Source organism: Pseudomonas sp. VEM90, assembly GCF_054611535.1.
On sequence record NZ_JBTRAR010000002.1, the window covers coordinates 222667 to 242568 of the forward strand.

At 58.1% G+C, this 19902-nt stretch carries 20 protein-coding genes and 1 pseudogene; 7 read left to right on the forward strand and 14 right to left on the reverse strand.

Going from position 1 to position 19902, the window contains the following annotated elements; translation table 11 throughout:
• Nucleotides 1–27 precede the first annotated feature (27 nt).
• The 7 genes and pseudogenes from ACYCCG_RS03385 to ACYCCG_RS03415 all read left to right on the forward strand — a co-directional run bounded on the left by ACYCCG_RS03385 (nucleotide 28) and on the right by ACYCCG_RS03415 (nucleotide 6552).
• Nucleotides 28–783 carry an SDR family NAD(P)-dependent oxidoreductase gene (locus ACYCCG_RS03385; protein WP_176682949.1) on the forward strand — a complete coding sequence of 252 codons (756 nt, stop codon included), beginning with the start codon at nucleotides 28–30 and terminating at the stop codon, nucleotides 781–783.
• A gap of 43 nt (nucleotides 784–826) precedes the next feature.
• Nucleotides 827–2332 (forward strand): phytoene desaturase family protein, encoded by a 1506-nt coding sequence (locus ACYCCG_RS03390; RefSeq protein WP_176682950.1) that lies wholly within the window; start codon nucleotides 827–829, stop codon nucleotides 2330–2332.
• A gap of 40 nt (nucleotides 2333–2372) precedes the next feature.
• Complete coding sequence (gene fdxA, locus ACYCCG_RS03395) at nucleotides 2373–2744, forward strand: ferredoxin FdxA (RefSeq protein ID WP_209969047.1); 372 nt, start codon at nucleotides 2373–2375, stop codon at nucleotides 2742–2744.
• Between the two features lie 21 nt (nucleotides 2745–2765).
• Complete coding sequence (locus ACYCCG_RS03400) at nucleotides 2766–4406, forward strand: phytoene desaturase family protein (RefSeq protein WP_459669425.1); 1641 nt, start codon at nucleotides 2766–2768, stop codon at nucleotides 4404–4406.
• Nucleotides 4407–4483: 77 nt separating this feature from the next.
• Nucleotides 4484–4924 (forward strand): hypothetical protein, encoded by a 441-nt coding sequence (locus ACYCCG_RS03405; protein ID WP_339442810.1) that lies wholly within the window; start codon nucleotides 4484–4486, stop codon nucleotides 4922–4924.
• Nucleotides 4925–4965: 41 nt separating this feature from the next.
• Nucleotides 4966–5867 (forward strand): annotated as a pseudogene (gene tnpC / locus ACYCCG_RS03410) (IS66 family transposase); the annotation flags it as partial.
• Between the two features lie 61 nt (nucleotides 5868–5928).
• Entirely contained in the window at nucleotides 5929–6552 is a 624-nt protein-coding gene (locus ACYCCG_RS03415; RefSeq protein WP_209969039.1) for a class I SAM-dependent methyltransferase, read from the forward strand.
• Between the two features lie 104 nt (nucleotides 6553–6656).
• Here ACYCCG_RS03415 and glmS read toward each other — a convergent pair whose 3' ends face one another.
• From glmS to ACYCCG_RS03485, 14 genes are all read right to left on the reverse strand, one after another.
• Nucleotides 6657–8492, reverse strand: coding sequence for a glutamine--fructose-6-phosphate transaminase (isomerizing) (gene glmS, locus ACYCCG_RS03420; RefSeq protein WP_459669428.1), 1836 nt, complete (start codon nucleotides 8490–8492; stop codon nucleotides 6657–6659).
• Between the two features lie 3 nt (nucleotides 8493–8495).
• Nucleotides 8496–9272, reverse strand: coding sequence for a DeoR/GlpR family DNA-binding transcription regulator (locus tag ACYCCG_RS03425; RefSeq protein ID WP_003253204.1), 777 nt, complete (start codon nucleotides 9270–9272; stop codon nucleotides 8496–8498).
• A 190-nt stretch (nucleotides 9273–9462) separates the two neighbouring features.
• Entirely contained in the window at nucleotides 9463–10830 is a 1368-nt protein-coding gene (gene glmU / locus ACYCCG_RS03430; protein WP_209969033.1) for a bifunctional UDP-N-acetylglucosamine diphosphorylase/glucosamine-1-phosphate N-acetyltransferase GlmU, read from the reverse strand.
• Between the two features lie 121 nt (nucleotides 10831–10951).
• The gene (locus tag ACYCCG_RS03435) at nucleotides 10952–11371 is read right to left on the reverse strand and encodes a F0F1 ATP synthase subunit epsilon (protein WP_003260039.1); all 420 of its coding nucleotides are present in this window, start codon (nucleotides 11369–11371) and stop codon (nucleotides 10952–10954) included.
• A gap of 43 nt (nucleotides 11372–11414) precedes the next feature.
• A complete protein-coding gene (gene atpD, locus ACYCCG_RS03440) occupies nucleotides 11415–12791 on the reverse strand; it encodes a F0F1 ATP synthase subunit beta (RefSeq protein ID WP_003253197.1) in 1377 nt (458 codons plus the stop codon).
• 27 nt (nucleotides 12792–12818) lie between these two features.
• Nucleotides 12819–13679: a F0F1 ATP synthase subunit gamma gene (atpG, locus tag ACYCCG_RS03445; protein ID WP_016502295.1), complete on the reverse strand. Its 861-nt coding sequence runs from the start codon at nucleotides 13677–13679 to the stop codon at nucleotides 12819–12821.
• Nucleotides 13680–13727: 48 nt separating this feature from the next.
• A complete protein-coding gene (gene atpA / locus ACYCCG_RS03450; protein ID WP_459669432.1) occupies nucleotides 13728–15272 on the reverse strand; it encodes a F0F1 ATP synthase subunit alpha in 1545 nt (514 codons plus the stop codon).
• Between the two features lie 21 nt (nucleotides 15273–15293).
• Entirely contained in the window at nucleotides 15294–15830 is a 537-nt protein-coding gene (locus ACYCCG_RS03455; RefSeq protein WP_003253191.1) for a F0F1 ATP synthase subunit delta, read from the reverse strand.
• A gap of 12 nt (nucleotides 15831–15842) precedes the next feature.
• The gene (locus ACYCCG_RS03460) at nucleotides 15843–16313 is read right to left on the reverse strand and encodes a F0F1 ATP synthase subunit B (protein ID WP_010955888.1); all 471 of its coding nucleotides are present in this window, start codon (nucleotides 16311–16313) and stop codon (nucleotides 15843–15845) included.
• A gap of 56 nt (nucleotides 16314–16369) precedes the next feature.
• A complete protein-coding gene (atpE, locus tag ACYCCG_RS03465) occupies nucleotides 16370–16627 on the reverse strand; it encodes a F0F1 ATP synthase subunit C (RefSeq protein WP_003097235.1) in 258 nt (85 codons plus the stop codon).
• A gap of 144 nt (nucleotides 16628–16771) precedes the next feature.
• A complete protein-coding gene (gene atpB / locus ACYCCG_RS03470; protein ID WP_010955889.1) occupies nucleotides 16772–17641 on the reverse strand; it encodes a F0F1 ATP synthase subunit A in 870 nt (289 codons plus the stop codon).
• A gap of 16 nt (nucleotides 17642–17657) precedes the next feature.
• Nucleotides 17658–18065: a F0F1 ATP synthase subunit I gene (locus tag ACYCCG_RS03475; protein ID WP_010955890.1), complete on the reverse strand. Its 408-nt coding sequence runs from the start codon at nucleotides 18063–18065 to the stop codon at nucleotides 17658–17660.
• A gap of 149 nt (nucleotides 18066–18214) precedes the next feature.
• A complete protein-coding gene (locus ACYCCG_RS03480) occupies nucleotides 18215–19087 on the reverse strand; it encodes a ParB/RepB/Spo0J family partition protein (RefSeq protein ID WP_003253185.1) in 873 nt (290 codons plus the stop codon).
• A 9-nt stretch (nucleotides 19088–19096) separates the two neighbouring features.
• A complete protein-coding gene (locus ACYCCG_RS03485; RefSeq protein WP_003253182.1) occupies nucleotides 19097–19888 on the reverse strand; it encodes a ParA family protein in 792 nt (263 codons plus the stop codon).
• Nucleotides 19889–19902: the final 14 nt, after the last annotated feature.

Sequence of the window (19902 nt, forward strand, 5' to 3'; positions counted from 1 at the left end):
GGGCTCTTTGAATTAAGGAAACAGAACATGGATGTCCAACAGCTGGGCAAAGGCAAGTGGATACTCATCAGCGGCGGTACCCGCGGTATAGGGCGCGCACTTGTACAACACCTGGCGCGTGAGGGTTATGAGGTCGCGTTCACCTATCAATCCTCTGCTGACGCGGCCCGCCAGCTCGAGCAGGAGGTAGCCGCCAACGGTGGCCGGGCGCACGGGCATGCCTGTGACGGTCGGGACTTCCAGTCGGTCAGTTCATTGTGCGAACAGTTGGTCAACGATCTTGGCGGCCCCTATGGCTTGATCAACAACATGGGCGTGACTGGCGACCAGCTGTTGTTCAACCTCGATGTCGAGCGCTATCGCGACGTGGTTGCGACCAACCTCGACTCGGCGGTTTATTTCAGCAAGTCGTTGGTCCCGGCCATGGCTGGTGAACGGCGAGGCAAGATTTTGCACATGTCCTCCGTCAGTGGCGTAAAGGGGAACAAGGGCCAATTGGGTTATTCCGCGACCAAGGCCGCGATGATTGGTATCACCAAGACCATGGCGTTGGAACTGGCGCGCTTCAAGATCAATGTCAATGCCATCGCGCCCGGCTACATCGCCACGGACATGATCGATCAGATCCCCGATCATGTGCGCAAGTCGATCACCGACAACATCCCGCTCAAGCGCTTCGGTGAAGTACAGGAAGTTGCTGCATTGGCCAGCTTCCTGTTGTCACCGCAAGCCGACTACATCACTGGCCAGACCTTCCTGATCGACGGTGGCCTGACAGCCTGATTCGCCTTGCGCAATCTGCTGCGTGGTGATGCCTGGAGCATTCATGAGTCAATCATACGATACTGTTTTTGTAGGAGCAGGGCTGGGCGCGCTCGCCAGCGCCAGCCTGATGGCCCAACGGGGTCAAAAAGTCCTGGTGGTGGAAAAGCACAATATTCCGGGTGGTTACGCGAGCAATTTTCGCCGTAAAGACTTCACCTTCGATGTGTCCCTGCATTCGTTCGATGGTGTCGTCCGCGGTGCGCATTCATTCAAGGTGATCGAGGCTTGCGGTGTCGCGGACAAGATCGAGTTTCTCCATCACCCGACGCTCTATCGCTACCGTTCACCCGATATCGACATCACCGTAGGGCATCGCGACCTGGAAGGTTACAAACAGACCCTGTATCGCTGCTTCCCCGAGGAAATCGACAACATCAATCGGTTGTTCGCCGAGTCCAAGCGCAACTATAAGGACCTTTGCGGCTTCCTTTATTCACCCAAACCGTTCTGGATGCGATTTGTCGCGACCCCCTTCGCCTATCCCCGGGTTCTGCGCTATGGCCATGAAACGGTGGATAAGTACTTTTCCAGGTTCACCCGCAACGAACGCCTGAAGGAAGTACTGTCGGCACAGTGGAGCTACTACGGGCTGCCGGCGAAAGACTTGGCATTCGGCTATTTCTCGTACCCCTTCATCGACTATCTGGAAAACGGCGGCTACTCGATCAAGGGCGGCTCGCAGGCGCTTTCCTCGGCATTGGTCGAAGTTATCGAGGCGCACGGCGGCCGTGTCGAACTGGAGTCGGGAGTCCAGCAGATAATGGTCGACCGAGGCAGGGTCACCGGCGTCGTCACGCGCAGATCGGGGCCGGTGAAGGCCCGCAACGTCGTGGCCAATGTTTCGCCGCATGCCGTGGTGGGTTTGGCAGGAAAAGAGCACTTCTCCAGCAAATACCTCGCTCGGTTGAACCAGCTGAAGTTTTCGGTATCCGGCTTCCAGGTGTATCTGGGCCTGGATTGCCCGCTGAGTGAACTGGGTGTCGACCCTGAGGAATACATCCACTTCTTTTCACCCGGGAAAACGCAACGCGCGCAATTCGAACATATCCAGGCCGGCGAACTGCATCAGGACAACACCAGTTGGTCGATCAACTATTTCTCCAATGTCGATCCGTCCATGGTGCCGCCTGGAAAATCCAGCCTTGGCCTGTTCACCCTCACCGGCCCCGACGTTTGGCACTCGCTGGAAAAACTCGCTTACCGCCGCAAGAAAGCCGCGCTGACCGAGTTGTTGATCGCTAATGCCGAGCGCGTCATTCCAGGCCTGCGCGACCACATCGAAGTCTGTGAAGCAGGGTCACCGCGCACGATGACCAAGTTCACACAGAACCCACAGGGTGCGATCTATGGGTTCGAACAAACGCCTCAGCAGTCCGGACTGTTTAACCGTTTCCCGCAGAAGTATCCGGTAAAGGGGCTTTACCAGGTGGGCGCGTGGACGTTCCCTGGTGCTGGCTTCATCGGAACGATGTTGTCTGCCCGCTTGTTGGTTGACCGCTACTTCTAGCCAGTGATGTGCCCGTAAATACGACCTCGAGAGACTAACCATGACTTATGTAGTGACGGACAACTGCATCCAGTGCCGACACACCAACTGTGTGGATATATGCCCTGCAGACGCGTTCCACCTGGGGCCGAACTTCATCGTGATCAACCCGGAGGCATGCGTCGATTGTGGTCTCTGCCTGCCGGAATGCCCTGAAGAGGCGATTTTGCCGGAGAACCGCCTGGATGACGGTAATCGGTACTTCCTGGCGTTGAATGCCGAGCTTGCACAACATTGGCCCGTCATTCTCCAGAGCATCCCACCGCTGGACGATTACCAGAAGTGGAGTCATCAGCCGAACAAACTTGCACACCTTGTGCGCGAAGCCGAAGCGGTCGATCCGACCCGCGACCACCATCTGCAGCACGCTTGAAGTGCACCCGGACGAATGCCCATGCAAAGCTATGACCGATTCAAGACGCTGGAGAACGATACCTTCGACGTGATTGTCGTGGGTGCCGGCATTGGTGGACTGACCGCAGCCGCTACCCTCGCCAATCGTGGCAAGCAGGTATTGGTGCTGGACATGCACTATGAAATGGGGGGCTGCGCCACGGTCTTTCATCGTAAGGGCAAGGATTACGAGTTCGACGTAGGTCTTCATTACATCGGCGACTGTGGCAAGGAAGGGTTGATCCCGCGTATTTTACGCGGCGCCGGCATCGACGATGGTGAAATCAACTTTATCGAGCAGGATCCAGAAGGTTTCGAAACGCTCTGTTTCCCCGATTTTCAGTTTGCCGTGCCGCGCGGATATGAGCGCTTCCGGGAAAGGCTCATCGATGCGTTCCCCAAGGAAAAATCAGGCATCAACCGTTATTTCAAGATGCTACAGCAAGTCTGGGATTTCATGGGCATTCACTCCCGGCCGCTCTCGGCGCTATGGGTGCTGCCACGTTCCTGGATGCTGATGCGTCATTCGAAATCGACGGTCGCCCAGTTTCTCGACACCTGCACACAGGATCAGCGCCTGCGCGCCATCCTGACCGGGCAGCTTGGCGTTTACCATCAACCGCCCAGCAGGGCGACCATGGCTGGCCACGCTGCGGTGGTGAACCACTTCCTGCAAGGGTCATATTACCCGTCGGGAGGGGGGCAGATGTTCTCTGACAAACTCGGCGCGGTTGTCGAACGCAACGGAGGCAAGATCCTGCTGCGTTCCAAGGTCGAGCGTATCCTGGTCGAGAAGGGCCGCGCGGTAGGTGTCGAATTCAGTAACAAGCATCTGGGCAAACGTACGGTCAAGGCAGACGCGGTGATCTGCAACGCCGACATCAAACACACCTTGCTGGACTTGATCGGACGGGACCACCTCACGGCTAAAACCGTCACCAAGGCAGAGTGTTTCGAAATGTCGCCGGCTATGGGTGTGGTTTACCTGGGTGTCGATATGGACCTGAAGGCGATGGGGCTGAAGAACACCAATTATCGCATCTATCCCGGTTGCGACTACGAACGTGCCTACCGTGAGGTGTTCGCCGGACAGTTCCCGGATGAGCCCCATCTGTTCATCGGTAATGCCACCATGAAGGACCCGGACAATCCGGCCATTGCCCCGCCAGGCATCTACAACCTGCAATTTATGTCGGCAGTTCCTTCGAACCCGGAAAGCTGGGGTGTTACGCAGGCCGAGGTAGCGGATGGCAGCTACCGGAACAACCCAACGTACCTGGCCAAGAAGGAATGGTATGCGCGGCAACTGATTGCACTGGCTGAACGCGTGATACCGGGTATGTCGCAGCATATCGTGTATCAGGAAGTCTCCACCCCGTTCTCGGTGACCCGTTTCATCGGTTCAGCCGGTGGAACATCTTATGGCCTGGCATTCACGCCTGAGTACTTCCTGCATAATCGCCCGGGTACCAAAACCGAAATACGAAACCTGTTCTTGTGTGGCGCATCCACCCGCACCGGGCACGGGATATTTGGTGCTATGACGGGTGGTGTCGAAGCCGCTGCCGCTGTCGACGGCCGCAAGCTACGCTACCAGATCATGGATGTCGGCACGCGTGCTGAGGCCCAGGTAAGCGCTTGAGTCAACGCAACGCCGGGGGGTAAGGCCTGTCGTGCATGAGGCAGCTGGCACTGTGCAATTCATCATGGAGAGATGATATGTCGAATGACTACAACACCGCTTTGCTGCTGGCCGCGGGGCTTAGCCTACTGGCGTCGATCATGCACGTGGGGGTAATCCTGGTGGGGCCATCGTGGTATCGCCTGTTCGGCGCTGGCGAGCGTTTTGTGCGTGCGGCCCAGGCTGGGCGTTGGTATCCAGCGGTAGTAACGGCGGGCATCGCCCTGGTTCTCGCTACCTGGGGCCTGTATGCCTTGTCAGGAGCCGGAGTGGTCGATCCATTGCCCTTGTTACGACCTGCGCTGATCGCCATCACCGTGGTCTACCTGTTACGCGGCGTACTTGGCCCTTTTGCTCTGGCGGGTACCGGGCGCAGTGGCCGTTTCATCGTGGTCAGCTCGGCAATATGCTTGTTGTATGGCCTTGTGCACCTGGTCGGGCTCATTCAAGTGTGGCAGTTGCTCAATCCCACTGGCTGATTACGGCTGGCGAGAGCAAATCGGCAAGTGCATGAAAAGGTGGCTGTGCCGGGCTGACCATTGCTCGCTCGACCTTGGCCCAGTGGGTCCGGCAAACCGGTGTACGGCTCCAGCCGCTGGTCGATGCACTGCATGAAGCGGTGCTGAACCAGGGTGTGATTCACACCGATGAAACACCCGTGCAAATGCTCGCACCAGGCGAGAAGAAAACCCACCGGACCTACGTCTGGGCTTACACCACGACGCCGTTTTCAGCGCTCAAGGCAGTAATCTATGACTTCAGACCAAGCCGTACCGGCGAACACGCACGCAACTTTCTGGGCGACTGGAACGGCAAGTTGGTCTGAGATGACTTCGCCGGCTACAAAGCCGGTTTTGAGCAAGGCATCACTGAAATCGGCCGCAGGGCTCATGCTCGCCGCAAGTTCTTTGACCTGCATGTCGCGAACAAAAGCCAGTTGGCCGAACAGGCGCTGCACTCGATTGGCGGTTTGTACGAGGTTGAGCGCCAGGCTCGGGACATGACCATCGAAGACCGTTGGCGAATACGTCAGGAAATGGCGGTACCGATCAGCAAAACACTGCACGACTGGATGTTGGCCCAACGCGACTTGGCACCCAACGGATCAGCCACGACCAAAACCCTCGAATAAAGCGTGAAACGCCGGGTAGCGCTGACGCGCTACCTGGACGATGGGGCTGTACCCATCGGCAACAACAGGTCGAGAAGCAGCTACGGCCATGGATACTCGGTCGCTCGAACGGCTTGTTTGCCGGATCACTGCGCAGTGGCAAACGAGCTGCTGCAATCATGAGTCTGATCCAGTCAGCGCGCATGAATGGGCATGATCCGTATGCCTGTCTCAAAGATGTGCTGACGCGGCTGCCGACACAGCGGGCCAGTGAGATTGGGCAACTGCCGCATCAGCGGGTATCGGCCTGACTTACGCAAAGTGAGTTGGGCGTACGCTTACAAGATTACGACCTCAGGGAAGGATACAAAAATGCAATGCAAAGACGCGTGCGGGTCTTTCAAGTGGACAACGTATTACGAGCACCACAGAGACCGTCCAGCATCATCGCTTCTTCACACAGCAATCGGACTTGCGAGCACTCAGACAAACTCTAGAAAAGCTGTGGATCTGGGCTGTGGCTCTGGCAATGAGACTCGCGCTTTACTTCAAGCGGGCTGGGATGTTCTAGCTATCGACCGAGAGCCGGCCGCAATCGAAATGGTACACGCCATAGGTCTGGATCACCCTGCTGCAAAGCTAGAAACAGCTACCCAATGGTTTGAAAGCATCGAGGCTTTGCCACCCTCGTCATTGATCCATGCAGGCATGGCCTTACCATTTTGTCATCCAGATCACTTTGAAAAATTCTGGTCAGTTGTGACGTCTGCACTTCTCCCTGGAGGAGTGTTCGTGGGCCAACTCTTCGGTGACAAGGATGATTGGGCATCCGACCCGGAGAGGACCTTTCACTCTGAGTCAGAAGCCCGTGTGCTATTCCAAGACCTTAGCTTGAAGGCGTTCAAAATCCATGAATATGATGGGCCCAGCATGCGAGGCACGAAGCATTGGCATCGCTTTAACGTCATTGCCCAAAAGCCAGCGTCGAACGAGTGAGGCAACTTTAAGGAGCAGGAGCATTGCAGGCGGCGGGGTCGACTCACCGCCTCCTGCGACAGGTTTAATTCTCTAAATCTACAGCTTTATCACGAGCAGACCCCTTACTCGACAGTCACCGACTTGGCCAAATTACGCGGCTGGTCAACGTCGGTCCCCTTTAGCACGGCCACATAATAAGACAGCAACTGCAGCGGGATGGTGTACAGGATTGGCGCCAGGGCATCGGCAATGTGCGGCACCTTGATCACGTGGGTGCCTTCGCCATTGGTCATGCCAGCGTGCTCGTCGGCGAACACTACCAGCTCGCCACCACGGGCACGCACTTCCTGCAGGTTGGACTTCAGCTTCTCCAGCAGTTCGTTGTTCGGTGCAACGGTAACCACCGGCATGTCGTTGTCCACCAGAGCCAGCGGGCCGTGCTTCAACTCGCCTGCTGGGTAAGCTTCGGCGTGGATGTAGGAGATCTCTTTAAGCTTGAGAGCACCTTCCATCGCCACCGGGTACTGCGCGCCGCGGCCGAGGAACAGGGTATGGTGCTTGTCGGCGAACAGCTCGGCAATTTTCTCGACGGTGGCATCCATGGCCAGGGCTTCGCCCAGGCGGGTTGGCAGTCGACGCAGCTCTTCAACCAGCTCAGCTTCGACACCGGCTTCCAGCGTACCGCGCACCTGACCCAGGGCCAGGGTCAGCAGCATCAGCGAAACCAGCTGGGTGGTGAACGCTTTGGTCGAAGCCACGCCGATTTCAGGGCCGGCCAAGGTCAGCAGGGTCAAGTCCGACTCGCGTACCAACGAGCTGATACCCACGTTGCAGATCGCCAGGCTGCCAAGGAAACCCAACTCCTTGGCGTTGCGCAGTGCGGCCAAGGTATCGGCGGTTTCGCCGGACTGCGAGATGGAGACGAACAGCGTGTCCGGCTGCACCACCACCTTGCGGTAACGGAACTCGCTGGCCACTTCCACCTGGCAAGGGATGCCGGCCAGGCTTTCCAGCCAGTAACGCGCAACCATACCGGCGTGGTAGCTGGTGCCACAGGCAACGATCTGCACGTTGCGCACCTTGGCAAACAGGTCGGCAGCTTGCGGGCCAAAGGCCTGGACCAGCACGTTGTCCTTGCCCAGGCGGCCTTCAAGCGTGCGCTGAACAACGCTTGGCTGCTCGTGAATTTCCTTGAGCATGAAGTGACGGTAAGCGCCCTTGTCGGCAGCCTCGGCACCTTCATGATACTGCACGGTTTCGCGCTGGACCTTGTTGCCCTGCTGGTCCCAGATGGAGACCTGATCACGGCGAATTTCAGCGATATCGCCTTCTTCCAGGTACATGAAGCGGTCAGTAACCTGGCGCAGCGCCAGTTGATCGGACGCCAGGAAGTTCTCGCCAAGGCCCAGGCCGATTACCAGCGGGCTGCCACTGCGTGCGGCGACCAGGCGGTCCGGCTGCTTGGCACTGATCAGCGCCAGGCCGTAAGCACCATGCAGGCGCCTCACCGCCGCCTTCAGGGCGTCGGTCAGGTCTGGAATGCTCTTCAGGGTGTGGTGGATCAGGTGGACGATGACTTCGGTATCGGTCTGCGAAGTGAAGACATAGCCCAGCCCTTTCAGCTCTTCGCGCAGTTCCTCGTGGTTCTCGATGATGCCGTTGTGCACCACGGCCACGTCATTGCCCGAGAAGTGCGGGTGGGCGTTGCCTTCAGTTGGCGCGCCGTGGGTAGCCCAGCGGGTGTGGGCAATACCCAGCTGGCCTGCCAATGGGTCATCAGCAACAGCAACCTCCAGCTCGCTGACCTTGCCGATGCGGCGGCGGCGCTGCAGTTCACCGTTCTGGGTGAGTACAGCCAAACCGGCGCTGTCGTAACCGCGGTATTCAAGACGCTTGAGGCCTTCGATCAGGATGGCTGTGATATTACGCTCGGCGACAGCACCAACGATTCCACACATGTTTTATTGCTCCTGGCTGATCGCGGCGCAGATCAGGTTGATGCCGCGGGCTTGAATTTGTTCGCGCGCTGCTGCTGGCAGGCGTTCATCTGTAATAAGGGTGTGCACGCTGCCCCAGGGCAGCTCGAGGTTAGGGATCTTGCGCCCCACCTTGTCCGACTCGACCATCACGATCACTTCACGGGCAACTTCCGCCATGACCCGGCTCAGCCCAAGAAGTTCGTTGAAGGTAGTGGTACCCCGGCCGAGGTCGATGCCGTCGGCACCGATGAATAATTGGTCGAAATCGTAGGAGCGCAATACCTGCTCCGCGACCTGGCCCTGGAACGATTCGGAATGCGGGTCCCAGGTGCCACCGGTCATCAGCAGCACCGGCTCGTGTTCGAGGTCGCAGATTGCGCGGGCCACATTGAGTGAATTGGTCATCACCACCAGACCTGGCTGGCGCCCCAGTTCGGGGATCATTGCCGCCGTGGTGCTGCCGCTGTCGATGATAATGCGCGCATGTTCGCGGATACGTCCGACGGCGGCACGCGCAATGGCCTTTTTATAGGAAGAGACGGGTTGTGCCGGTTCACCGAGCAACTCTTGCGGCACCGGCACCGCACCACCGTAGCGGCGCAACAACAAGCCGTTGGTTTCCAAGGCAGCGAGGTCTTTGCGAATGGTCACTTCCGAGGTGGCGAAACGCTTGGCCAACGCGTCCACACTTACCTCACCCTGCTCGCTGAGCAAAGCCAGAATATTGTGTCGCCGTTGTGGTGTGTTTCGTTTCGACATGTGCCTTTAAGTTTCGATTCGAAAGTTAGTGGTTGCAATCAAAACCTAAGACGAGCGATTCGTCAAGCTGTCGCTGACCTGTGGATTGTTTCCTCTGCTTTGGCGCGGTCCTGTAGACGCGGGACAGGGCCAATAAAAAAGCCGACTTATTCACATAAGTCGGCTTTCGATCGAAATGGCTGTGAATAACTCAGCTCTTCTTGATCTTCTCCGGGCGCTTCCAGCCCGATATGTTGCGCTGGCGCGCACGGGCTACAGCCAGGTCACCCGCTTCTACGGCCTGGGTGATAGTCGAACCGGCTGCGGTGGTCGCGCCGGCCTTGATTTCCACAGGTGCCACCAGCGAGTTGTTCGAACCGATGAACACGTCTTCACCCATCACGGTCTTGAACTTGTTGGCACCATCGTAGTTGCAGGTGATGGTGCCGGCGCCGATATTGGTCCGCGCACCGATTTCGGCATCACCCAGGTAAGCCAGGTGTCCAGCCTTGGCCCCTTCACCCAGGTGGGCGTTTTTCAGTTCGACGAAGTTACCCACATGGGCCTTGGCTTCCAGTACGCTGCCCGGGCGCAGGCGGGCGAACGGGCCAGCATCGCTGCCTTCTCCCATCACCGCGCCTTCAAGGTGGCTGTTGGCCTTGACCACCGCGCCTTTGCGCAGGGTCGTGTTCTTGATCACGCAGTTAGGGCCGATCTGCACATCGTCTTCGATGACCACCTTGCCTTCGAGAATCACGTTGATGTCGATCAGCACGTCACGACCTACGCTCACTTCACCACGAACATCGAAGCGTGCCGGGTCGCGCAGGGTAACTCCCTGAGCCATCAGACGGCGGCCTTCACGCAACTGGTAGTGACGCTCAAGCTCGGACAGCTGGCGGCGGTCGTTGGCGCCCTGCACTTCCATAGCATCGTGTGGCTGTTCAGTTGCCACCACCAAGCCATCGGCCACTGCCATGGCGATTACGTCAGTCAGGTAATACTCGCCCTGGGCGTTGTTGTTCGACAGCCGGCCCATCCAGTCGGCAAGACGCGCGGCTGGCAGGGCCAGAATTCCAGTGTTGCCTTCCTTGATCGCTTTTTGCGCGTCGTTGGCGTCCTTGTGCTCAACGATGGCAGTTACCTTGCCCTGCTCGTCACGCACGATTCGGCCATAGCCGGTCGGATCGTCGAGGGTGACTGTAAGCAGTCCCAGCTGCTGATCGTTGGCCTTTGCCAACAGACGCTGCAGGGTCTCCACTTCGATCAACGGCACGTCGCCGTATAACACCAGCACAGTGTCAGCGGTCAGCGCCGGCAGTGCCTGGGCAACAGCGTGACCGGTACCCAGCTGTTTATCCTGCATGACGAAATTCAGGTCGTCAGCGGCCAGGCGCTCGCGAACCAGTTCGGCACCATGGCCAATGACCACATGAATACCTTGCGGCTGAAGTTGGCGCGCGCTGTGGATAACATGGCCGAGCATGGAATTGCCAGCTACCGGGTGCAACACTTTGGGCAGCGCCGAGCGCATGCGGGTGCCTTGGCCGGCGGCGAGAATAACGATATCGAGTGACATTACTGGCTACCAATCCTGGGCGGTCAGTGAAAGACCGTGGGGGGAGAAAACAGAAAAAGAAAAAGGGTAGCCGAGGCTACCCTTTTACTCAATCGCAACAGAAGTTATCAGCCGTAGCCGATTACTTGCCTCTGCGCATTTGCTGGACGGTACGCAGCTGAGCTGCGGCCTCGGCCAGACGTGCGGCGGCGGCGCCGTAGTCGAAGTCCGCGCCTTTCAGATTCAGGGCGTTCTCGGCAGCCTTGAGGGCCTCCTGAGCCTGAGCTTCATCCAGGTCTGCAGCACGTTGCACGGTATCGGCAAGCACCTTGACCATGTTCGGCTGAACCTCGAGGAAACCACCAGAGATGTAGAACACCTCTTGTGCGCCACCCTGCTTGGTCAGCGTGATCGGACCAGGCTTGAGATTGGTGATCAGTGGCGCATGGCCTGGAGCGATACCAAGATCACCCAGGTTACCGTGCGCAACCACCATCTCGACCAGGCCGGAGAAGATCTCTCCTTCCGCGCTGACGATATCGCAATGGACTGTCATAGCCATCTGCTTGCCTCAACCTGATAGCGCCCCTTGCGGGGCGCAGGAATTACAGTTTCTTGGCTTTCTCGATCGCTTCGTCGATGCTGCCGACCATGTAGAACGCTTGTTCTGGCAGGTGGTCGTAGTCACCTTTGAGGATGCCGCTGAAGCCAGCGATGGTGTCTTTCAGGGAAACGTACTTGCCTGGCGAACCGGTGAAGACTTCTGCCACGAAGAACGGCTGCGACAGGAAGCGCTGGATCTTACGAGCGCGGGCTACCAGTTGCTTGTCGGCTTCGGACAGTTCGTCCATACCCAGGATCGCAATGATGTCCTTCAGCTCTTTGTAGCGCTGCAGAACATACTGAACGCCACGAGCGGTCTCGTAGTGCTCGTTGCCGATCACGTTCGGGTCCAGCTGGCGCGAAGTCGAGTCCAGTGGGTCGACCGCTGGGTAGATACCCAGGGAGGCGATGTCACGGGACAGAACGACGGTGGCGTCCAAGTGGGCGAAGGTGGTCGCTGGCGACGGGTCGGTCAAGTCGTCCGCAGGTACATATACGGCCTGTACGGAGGTGATCGAACCTTCCTTGGTGGAGGTGATGCGCTCTTGCAGAACGCCCATCTCTTCAGCCAGGGTCGGCTGGTAACCTACTGCCGAAGGCATACGGCCCAGCAGTGCGGATACTTCGGTACCGGCCAGGGTGTAACGATAGATGTTGTCGACGAACAGCAGAACGTCGTTACCTTCGTCACGGAACTTCTCGGCCATGGTCAGGCCGGTCAGCGCTACACGCAGACGGTTTCCTGGTGGCTCGTTCATCTGACCGTAGACCAGCGCTACCTTGTCGAGAACGTTGGAGTCCTTCATCTCGTGGTAGAAGTCGTTACCCTCACGAGTACGCTCACCCACACCAGCGAACACGGAGTAACCGCTGTGTTCCATGGCGATGTTACGGATCAGTTCCATCATGTTTACGGTCTTGCCGACACCGGCACCACCGAACAGACCAACCTTACCACCCTTGGCGAACGGGCAAACCAGGTCGATAACCTTGATGCCGGTTTCCAGCAGGTCGTTGCCGCCCGCCTGGTCAGCGAACGAAGGCGCTGGCTGGTGGATACCGCGACGCTCTTCTTCGCCGATCGGGCCGGCTTCGTCGATCGGGTTGCCCAGTACGTCCATGATACGGCCCAAGGTGGCCTTACCAACTGGAACGGAAATGGCAGCGCCGGTGTCGACGACATCCAGACCGCGCTTCAGGCCTTCGGTCGAGCCCATCGCAATGGTACGAACCACGCCGTCGCCCAGCTGCTGCTGAACTTCCAGGGTGGTTTCCGCGCCTTGTACTTTAAGCGCGTTGTATACACTCGGCACGACGTCACGTGGGAATTCCACGTCGATGACGGCGCCGATGATTTGAACGATACGTCCGCTACTCATAGCTGGATCCTCTGAATATGTGAACCGTTAAACCGCGGCAGCGCCGCCGACGATTTCCGAGATCTCCTGGGTGATCGCAGCCTGACGCGCCTTGTTGTAGATCAACTGAAGCTCTTTGATCAAATCACCGGCGTTGTCTGTGGCGTTCTTCATGGCGATCATCCGGGCCGCTTGTTCAGCAGCGTTGTTCTCGACCACCGCCTGGTATACCTGCGACTCCACGTAGCGCACCATCAAGCCGTCCAGCAGCTCTTTTGCGTCGGGTTCGTACAGGTAGTCCCAGTGATGCTTGAGATCCTGATCCGGGGTTGCCACCAACGGTACCAATTGCTCGACCGTCGGCTTCTGGGTCATGGTATTGATGAACTTGTTCGAAACCACCGAGAGGCGATCGATACGGCCGTCCAGGTAGGCGTCCAGCATCACTTTGACGGAGCCGATCAGATCGTTGATCGATGGCTCTTCGCCCAAATGGCTGATCGCTGCTACGACGTTGCCGCCAAAGATGCGGAAGAAAGTCGCACCCTTGCTGCCGATCACGCACAGGTCGATTTCAACGCCCTGTTCGCGGTTTGCGCTCATGTCCTTGACCAGGGCCTTGAACAGGTTGGTGTTCAAGCCACCGCACAGACCACGGTCACTGCTCACCACGATATAACCGGCGCGCTTTACAGGGCGCTCGATCATGAACGGGTGGCGGTATTCCGGGTTGGCGTTGGCCAGATGACCGATCACCTGGCGGATACGCTCCGCGTAAGGACGGCTAGCAGCCATGCGCATTTGTGCCCTGCGCATTTTGCTGACCGCCACTTTCTCCATGGCGCTGGTAATTTTTTGCGTGCTTTTGATGCTCGCAATCTTACTGCGAATCTCTTTTGCGCCTGCCATGTATCACCTATCAGGTTAGCAAGCGGGGGCCAGGGCCCCCGCTGCGGCTTACCAGGTCTGGGTGGCCTTGAACTTCTCGATACCGGCTTTCAGGCCTGCGTCGATTTCGTCGTTGAAGTCACCCTTCACGTTGATCTTCGCCATCAGTTCAGCGTGATCACGGTTGAAGAAGGCGATCAGTGCTTGCTCGAAGCTGCCGATCTTGGAGACTTCTACGTCGGTCAGGAAGCCACGCTCAGCGGCGTACAGCGACAGGGCCATGTCCGCGATGGACATTGGCGCGTACTGCTTCTGCTTCATCAGCTCGGTAACGCGCTGACCATGCTCCAGCTGCTTGCGGGTCGCTTCGTCCAGATCGGACGCGAACTGGGCGAATGCAGCCAGTTCACGGTACTGAGCCAGAGCGGTACGAATACCACCGGACAGCTTCTTGATGATCTTGGTTTGAGCGGCACCACCCACGCGGGATACCGAAACACCGGCGTTCACTGCAGGGCGGATGCCCGAGTTGAACATGGCCGATTCCAGGAAGATCTGACCGTCGGTGATGGAAATCACGTTGGTCGGAACGAACGCAGAAACGTCGCCAGCCTGGGTTTCGATGATCGGCAGAGCGGTCAGGGAACCGGTTTTGCCAGTGACAGCACCGTTGGTGAACTTCTCGACGTACTCTTCCGAAACGCGCGATGCACGCTCCAGCAGACGGGAGTGGAGATAGAACACGTCGCCTGGGTATGCTTCGCGTCCTGGTGGACGGCGCAGCAGCAGGGAGATCTGACGGTAGGCAACGGCCTGCTTGGACAGGTCATCGTAAACGATCAGTGCGTCTTCACCGCGGTCGCGGAAGAACTCGCCCATGGTGCAACCGGCGTATGGCGCCAGGAATTGCAGTGCGGCGGATTCCGAAGCACTGGCAACAACCACGATGGTGTTGGCCAGGGCGCCGTTTTCTTCCAGCTTGCGAACGATGTTGGCAACGGTGGAACGCTTCTGGCCGACAGCAACATAAACACAGAAAATACCGGAGTCTTTCTGGTTGATGATGGCGTCGATGGCCATGGCGGTCTTGCCGATCTGACGGTCGCCAATGATCAGCTCACGCTGGCCACGGCCGACAGGGATCATGGCGTCGACGGATTTGTAACCAGTCTGTACAGGCTGGTCTACCGACTTACGCCAGATCACGCCTGGAGCAACTTTCTCGACTGCGTCGGTCTCGGTGTTGCCCAGAGGACCTTTGCCATCGATAGGGTTGCCCAGTGCGTCGACGACGCGACCCAGCAGTACCTTACCAACCGGAACTTCCAGGATGCGGCCGGTGCACTTGGCGCTCATGCCTTCGGCGAGGGTGTCGTATGCACCCAGGATCACTGCACCTACGGAGTCTTGCTCCAGGTTCAGGGCCATGCCGTAGACGCCGCCAGGGAACTCGATCATTTCGCCGTACATGACGTCGGCCAGACCGTGGATCCGCACGATACCGTCGGATACCGAAACAACGGTACCTTCGTTACGGGCTTGGGAGCTCACATCGAGGTTATCGATGCGGCCCTTGATGATTTCACTAATTTCGGAAGGATTGAGTTGCTGCATTGCTCTGCTGCCCCTTCAAACTCAAGATTTCAATGCTTCGGCCAGTTTCGCGATTTTGCCGCGAACAGAGCCATCGATTACCAGGTCACCGGCGCGGATGACGACGCCGCCAATCAGGCTGGCATCCTCCGACGCGTGCAGGCGCACTTCCTGGCCTAACCGTGCACTGAGAACCTTGGCGAGTTTGTCTTGCTGTTCTTGGTTCAACGCGAAGGCACTGGTGACTTCCACGTCCACGGATTTCTCTTGCTCGGCCTTGTACAGGTCGAACAGGGCGGCAATCTCCGGCAGAAGCAGGAGACGGTCGTTTTCCGCGGCAACATGAATGAAATTCTGTGCCTGTGCATTGAACTTGTCACCGCACACGTCAATGAACGTGGCGGCCTTTTCTGCGCTCGTCAGTCGCGGGGCCTTGAGCAGGCGCTGCATGGTGTCGTCTTGCGACACCGCAGCAGCCAGGCCGAGCATGGCTGACCAATTGGCCAGTTGCTGATGGGCCTGGGCATGCTCAAAGGCAGCCTTAGCGTAAGGTCGGGCCAACGTGGTCAGTTCTGCCATGATCGCCCTCGCTTAAATTTCAGCGGCCAGTTTGTTAACCAGCTCCGCATGCGCGTTTTGATCGATTGTGGCGCCAAGGATCTTTTCAGCACCACCAACGGCCAGAGCACCCACTTGGGCACGCAGGGCGTCTTTAGCGCTGTTCAGTTCCTGTTCGATCTCGGCCAGAGCCTGAGCCTTCACACGGTCAGCTTCGACGCGAGCCTGTTCACGGGCTTCGTCGACAAGCTGAGCAGCGCGTTTCTTGCTTTGCTCGATGATTTCGGCTGCCTGTGCTTTAGCTTCACGCAGTTGCTGACCCGCTTTCTCTTGGGCCAGCTCCAGGTCGCGAGCTGCGCGGTTGGCAGCGTCCAAGCCGTCGGCAATCTTCTTTTGGCGCTCTTGCAGGGCAGTGATGACCGGAGGCCATACATACTTCATGCAGAAGAGTACAAAAATCAGGAAAGCAACGGATTGGCCAATCAGGGTTGCATTAATGTTCACGCCAACACCTCGCTCGGTCTTAATTCATACAGCCATCAACTCGTGGTGACGAGTGATTAGCCGGCGATCTGACCAACGAACGGATTCGCGAAGGTGAAGAACAGAGCGATACCAACACCGATCATGGTTACGGCGTCGAGCAGACCGGCAACGATGAACATTTTGACCTGCAGCATCGGAACCATTTCTGGTTGACGAGCAGCGCCTTCCAGGAATTTGCCACCCAGCAGGCCGAAACCAATGGCGGTACCCAGAGCACCCAGGCCGATCAGCAGAGCAACAGCGATAGCGGTCAGACCAACTACAGTTTCCATCTTTCCTCCCGACTTTTACGTCGTATTGGTTAGGTTTTTAGTTTGAAGCGGTAAAACAAATCGTTTGGTACAGCATGCCCTTGCGGACTTTTTAAGCCCTCCCCCCGTACAGGCAGGGAAGGCTATCAGACACGCCAGGCGGTCTTAATGGTTATCTTCGTGAGCCATCGACAGGTAGACGATGGTCAGCATCATGAAGATGAAAGCTTGCAGGGTGATGATCAGGATGTGGAACACAGCCCACGCCCATTGCAGCACCACACCCAGGCCGCTGAGCCACAGCAGGCCGGAGCCGAACATTACAGCGATCAGGATGAACACCAGCTCGCCAGCATACATGTTGCCGAACAGACGCAGTGCCAGCGAGATCGGCTTGGCGATCAGGGTGACGAATTCCAGCAGGAAGTTGACCGGAATCAGCAGGATCTGCACGAAGATATTCTTGCTGCCAAACGGGTGCAGGGTCAGCTCACCGATGAAGCCGCCCAGGCCCTTGACCTTGATGCTGTAGAAGATGATCAGGGCGAAGACGCAGAAGGCCATGGCCAGGGTCGCGTTCGGGTCGGTGGTCGACACGGCGCGGAACGGAATGTGCGGGTCACCGGAAATCAGGATGGCCAGCTGAGGAATCCAGTCGACCGGTATCAGGTCGACGGCGTTCATCAGGAATACCCAGACGAAAATGGTCAGCGCCAGCGGCGCGATTACCGGGCTACGGCCGTGGAAGGAGTCCTTCACGCTGCCGTTGACGAAGTCGACCATCACTTCAACGAAGTTCTGCAGACCGCCAGGTTGGCCGGAAGTCGCCTTCTTGGCCGCCATGCGGAAGATCAACAGGAAGATCAGACCCAGCGCGACGGACCAACCCAGGGTGTCCAGGTGGAACGCCCAGAAGCCCATTGCCTTGGCTTCTGCAGCCGAATGGGCGAAGCCCCAGCTGCCGTCTGGTAGTTGACCGTAGGTCAGGTTCTGCAAGTGGTGCTGGATATAGCCCGAAGCGGTTTCTGCTGCCATGGTTGCCTCAAACGCCCTAAGGTCTCGAAAGTCTTTTATTCATCAGCAGGGGCGCGAACCAGCTGACCAAAAGGGTCAACACGAAGACGCCGAATACTGCTAGCGGCGCCAGTGGCTTCACTCCTGCAAAGGTCAGTGCAAAAAGCACTGCCGTCAAAATCATCTTGCCTGCCTCGCCAGCGTAAAACGACTTGACGATAGCTTGTGCCGCCCGAGCCCCGCTGAAGCGAAAAGCCTTCCAGGCGAAATACACATTGGGCAGCCAGGCAATCAAACCTCCGCAAAGGCCTGAATATCCACTGACCGACCCTTTCCACTGCCACAACACCAAGGTTGCCAGCAGCAGTACGACAAATTGAGCCAGCAGTACCGGAAAAACCGCCCAGCGATGGAAAGGCAGGCGGTTTGGCGTGCGTATTTCCATCACAACTGCTCCTCGGAAGTCGACCAACAAGTCAGCTATGACTTGGCATAATTTGTGCCGACAAAATGCGCGCAGAGTATAGGGGTGGATTAACCCCTATTCAACTCTTCGGTAGTGATTTCCGACTTCACGCTACAACAGGAATTGTTTCAGCGGATGTGAGCGAGCACGCCTTGCAACTCGTCAAGCGAGTTGTAGCGAATAACCAACTGGCCTTTGCCCTTGTTGCCATGACGGATCTGCACGGCCGAGCCCAGGCGCTCTGCGAGCCGCTGTTCAAGGCGTGCGATATCCGGATCAGGTTTGCTCGGTTCGACCGGATCAGGCTTGTCGCTGAGCCACTGACGGACCAGTGCTTCGGTTTGGCGCACGGTGAGGCCACGTGCGACAACATGACGCGCCCCCTCCTCCTGACGATTTTCATCCAGGCCGAGCAATGCACGGGCATGCCCCATCTCCAGGTCACCGTGGGCGAGCATGGTCTTGATCGCATCGGGCAAGGTAATGAGGCGCAGCAGGTTGGCCACGGTCACCCGCGACTTGCCCACAGCGTCAGCCACCTGCTGCTGGGTAAGCTCGAATTCCTGTTGCAGGCGCTGCAGGGCCATGGCCTCTTCCAATGGGTTGAGGTCTTCGCGCTGGATGTTCTCGATCAATGCCATGGCGATGGCGGCTTCGTCGGGCACTTCGCGGACCATGGCCGGGATCGTGTCCAGGCCGGCCTGCTGGGTAGCGCGCCAACGGCGCTCACCGGCGATGATCTCGTATCGGTTGTCGCCAATCGGGCGCACCACGATCGGTTGCATCACACCATGGTTGCGAATCGAGTGCGCAAGCTCTTCCAGCGCCTCCGGGTCCATATCCCGGCGAGGCTGATACTTGCCACGCTGGACCAGCTCGACCGGCAGGTGTTGCAGTTCTTTCTGGTCGATCTTCACAGCCTGCTCTTCGAGCGCGCTGACGGAAGGACCACTGAGCAGTGCATCCAACCCACGTCCGAGACCCCGTTTCTTGACGGCCATACGGATTCCTTAAGTTGTTTGTGCAGTGCGTGATGGACGGCGTTGACGGCGTACCAGTTCCCCTGCCAGGGCCAGGTAAGCCAGCGCGCCCCGCGATTGCTTGTCGTAAGCAAGGGCTGGCATGCCGAAGCTGGGGGCCTCGGCCAAGCGAATGTTGCGCGGAATGACCGTGTCGTACAGCTGAGGGCCAAAGTGCTCCTTCAACTGCGCCGAAACATCGTTGTTCAGGCTCAGACGCGGATCGTACATGGTCCGCAGCAGGCCCTCGATCTTCAACTCCGGGTTCAACCGGGCGGCGATGCGCTTGATGTTATCCACAAGGTCGCTGAGACCTTCCAGCGCGTAGTACTCACACTGCATGGGGATAATTACGCCATCGGAAGCGACCAGCGCATTGAGCGTGAGCATCGACAGCGACGGTGGGCAGTCGATGAGGATGTAGTCGTAGTTATCGCGGATGGGCGCCAGCGCGTTGCGCAGACGGCTCTCCTTGACCTGCATTTCCAGCAGCACCACCTCAGCGGCGGTCAGGTCACGGTTGGCCGGCAGCAACTGGAAGCCTCCGTGCTCGGAGTAGTGCATAGCCTGGGCCAAGTCGCACTCCCCGATCAGCAGGTCGTAGACCGAGTGCTCGAGCTCGTGCTTGTCCACACCGCTGCCCATGGTGGCGTTGCCCTGCGGATCGAGGTCGATCAGCAGGACACGACGCTTGGTCGCAGCCAGCGAGGCGGCGAGATTGATACAGGTGGTTGTCTTGCCCACACCACCTTTCTGGTTCGCGATTGCGAATACCTTAGCCATTGTTGCGAGTGTTC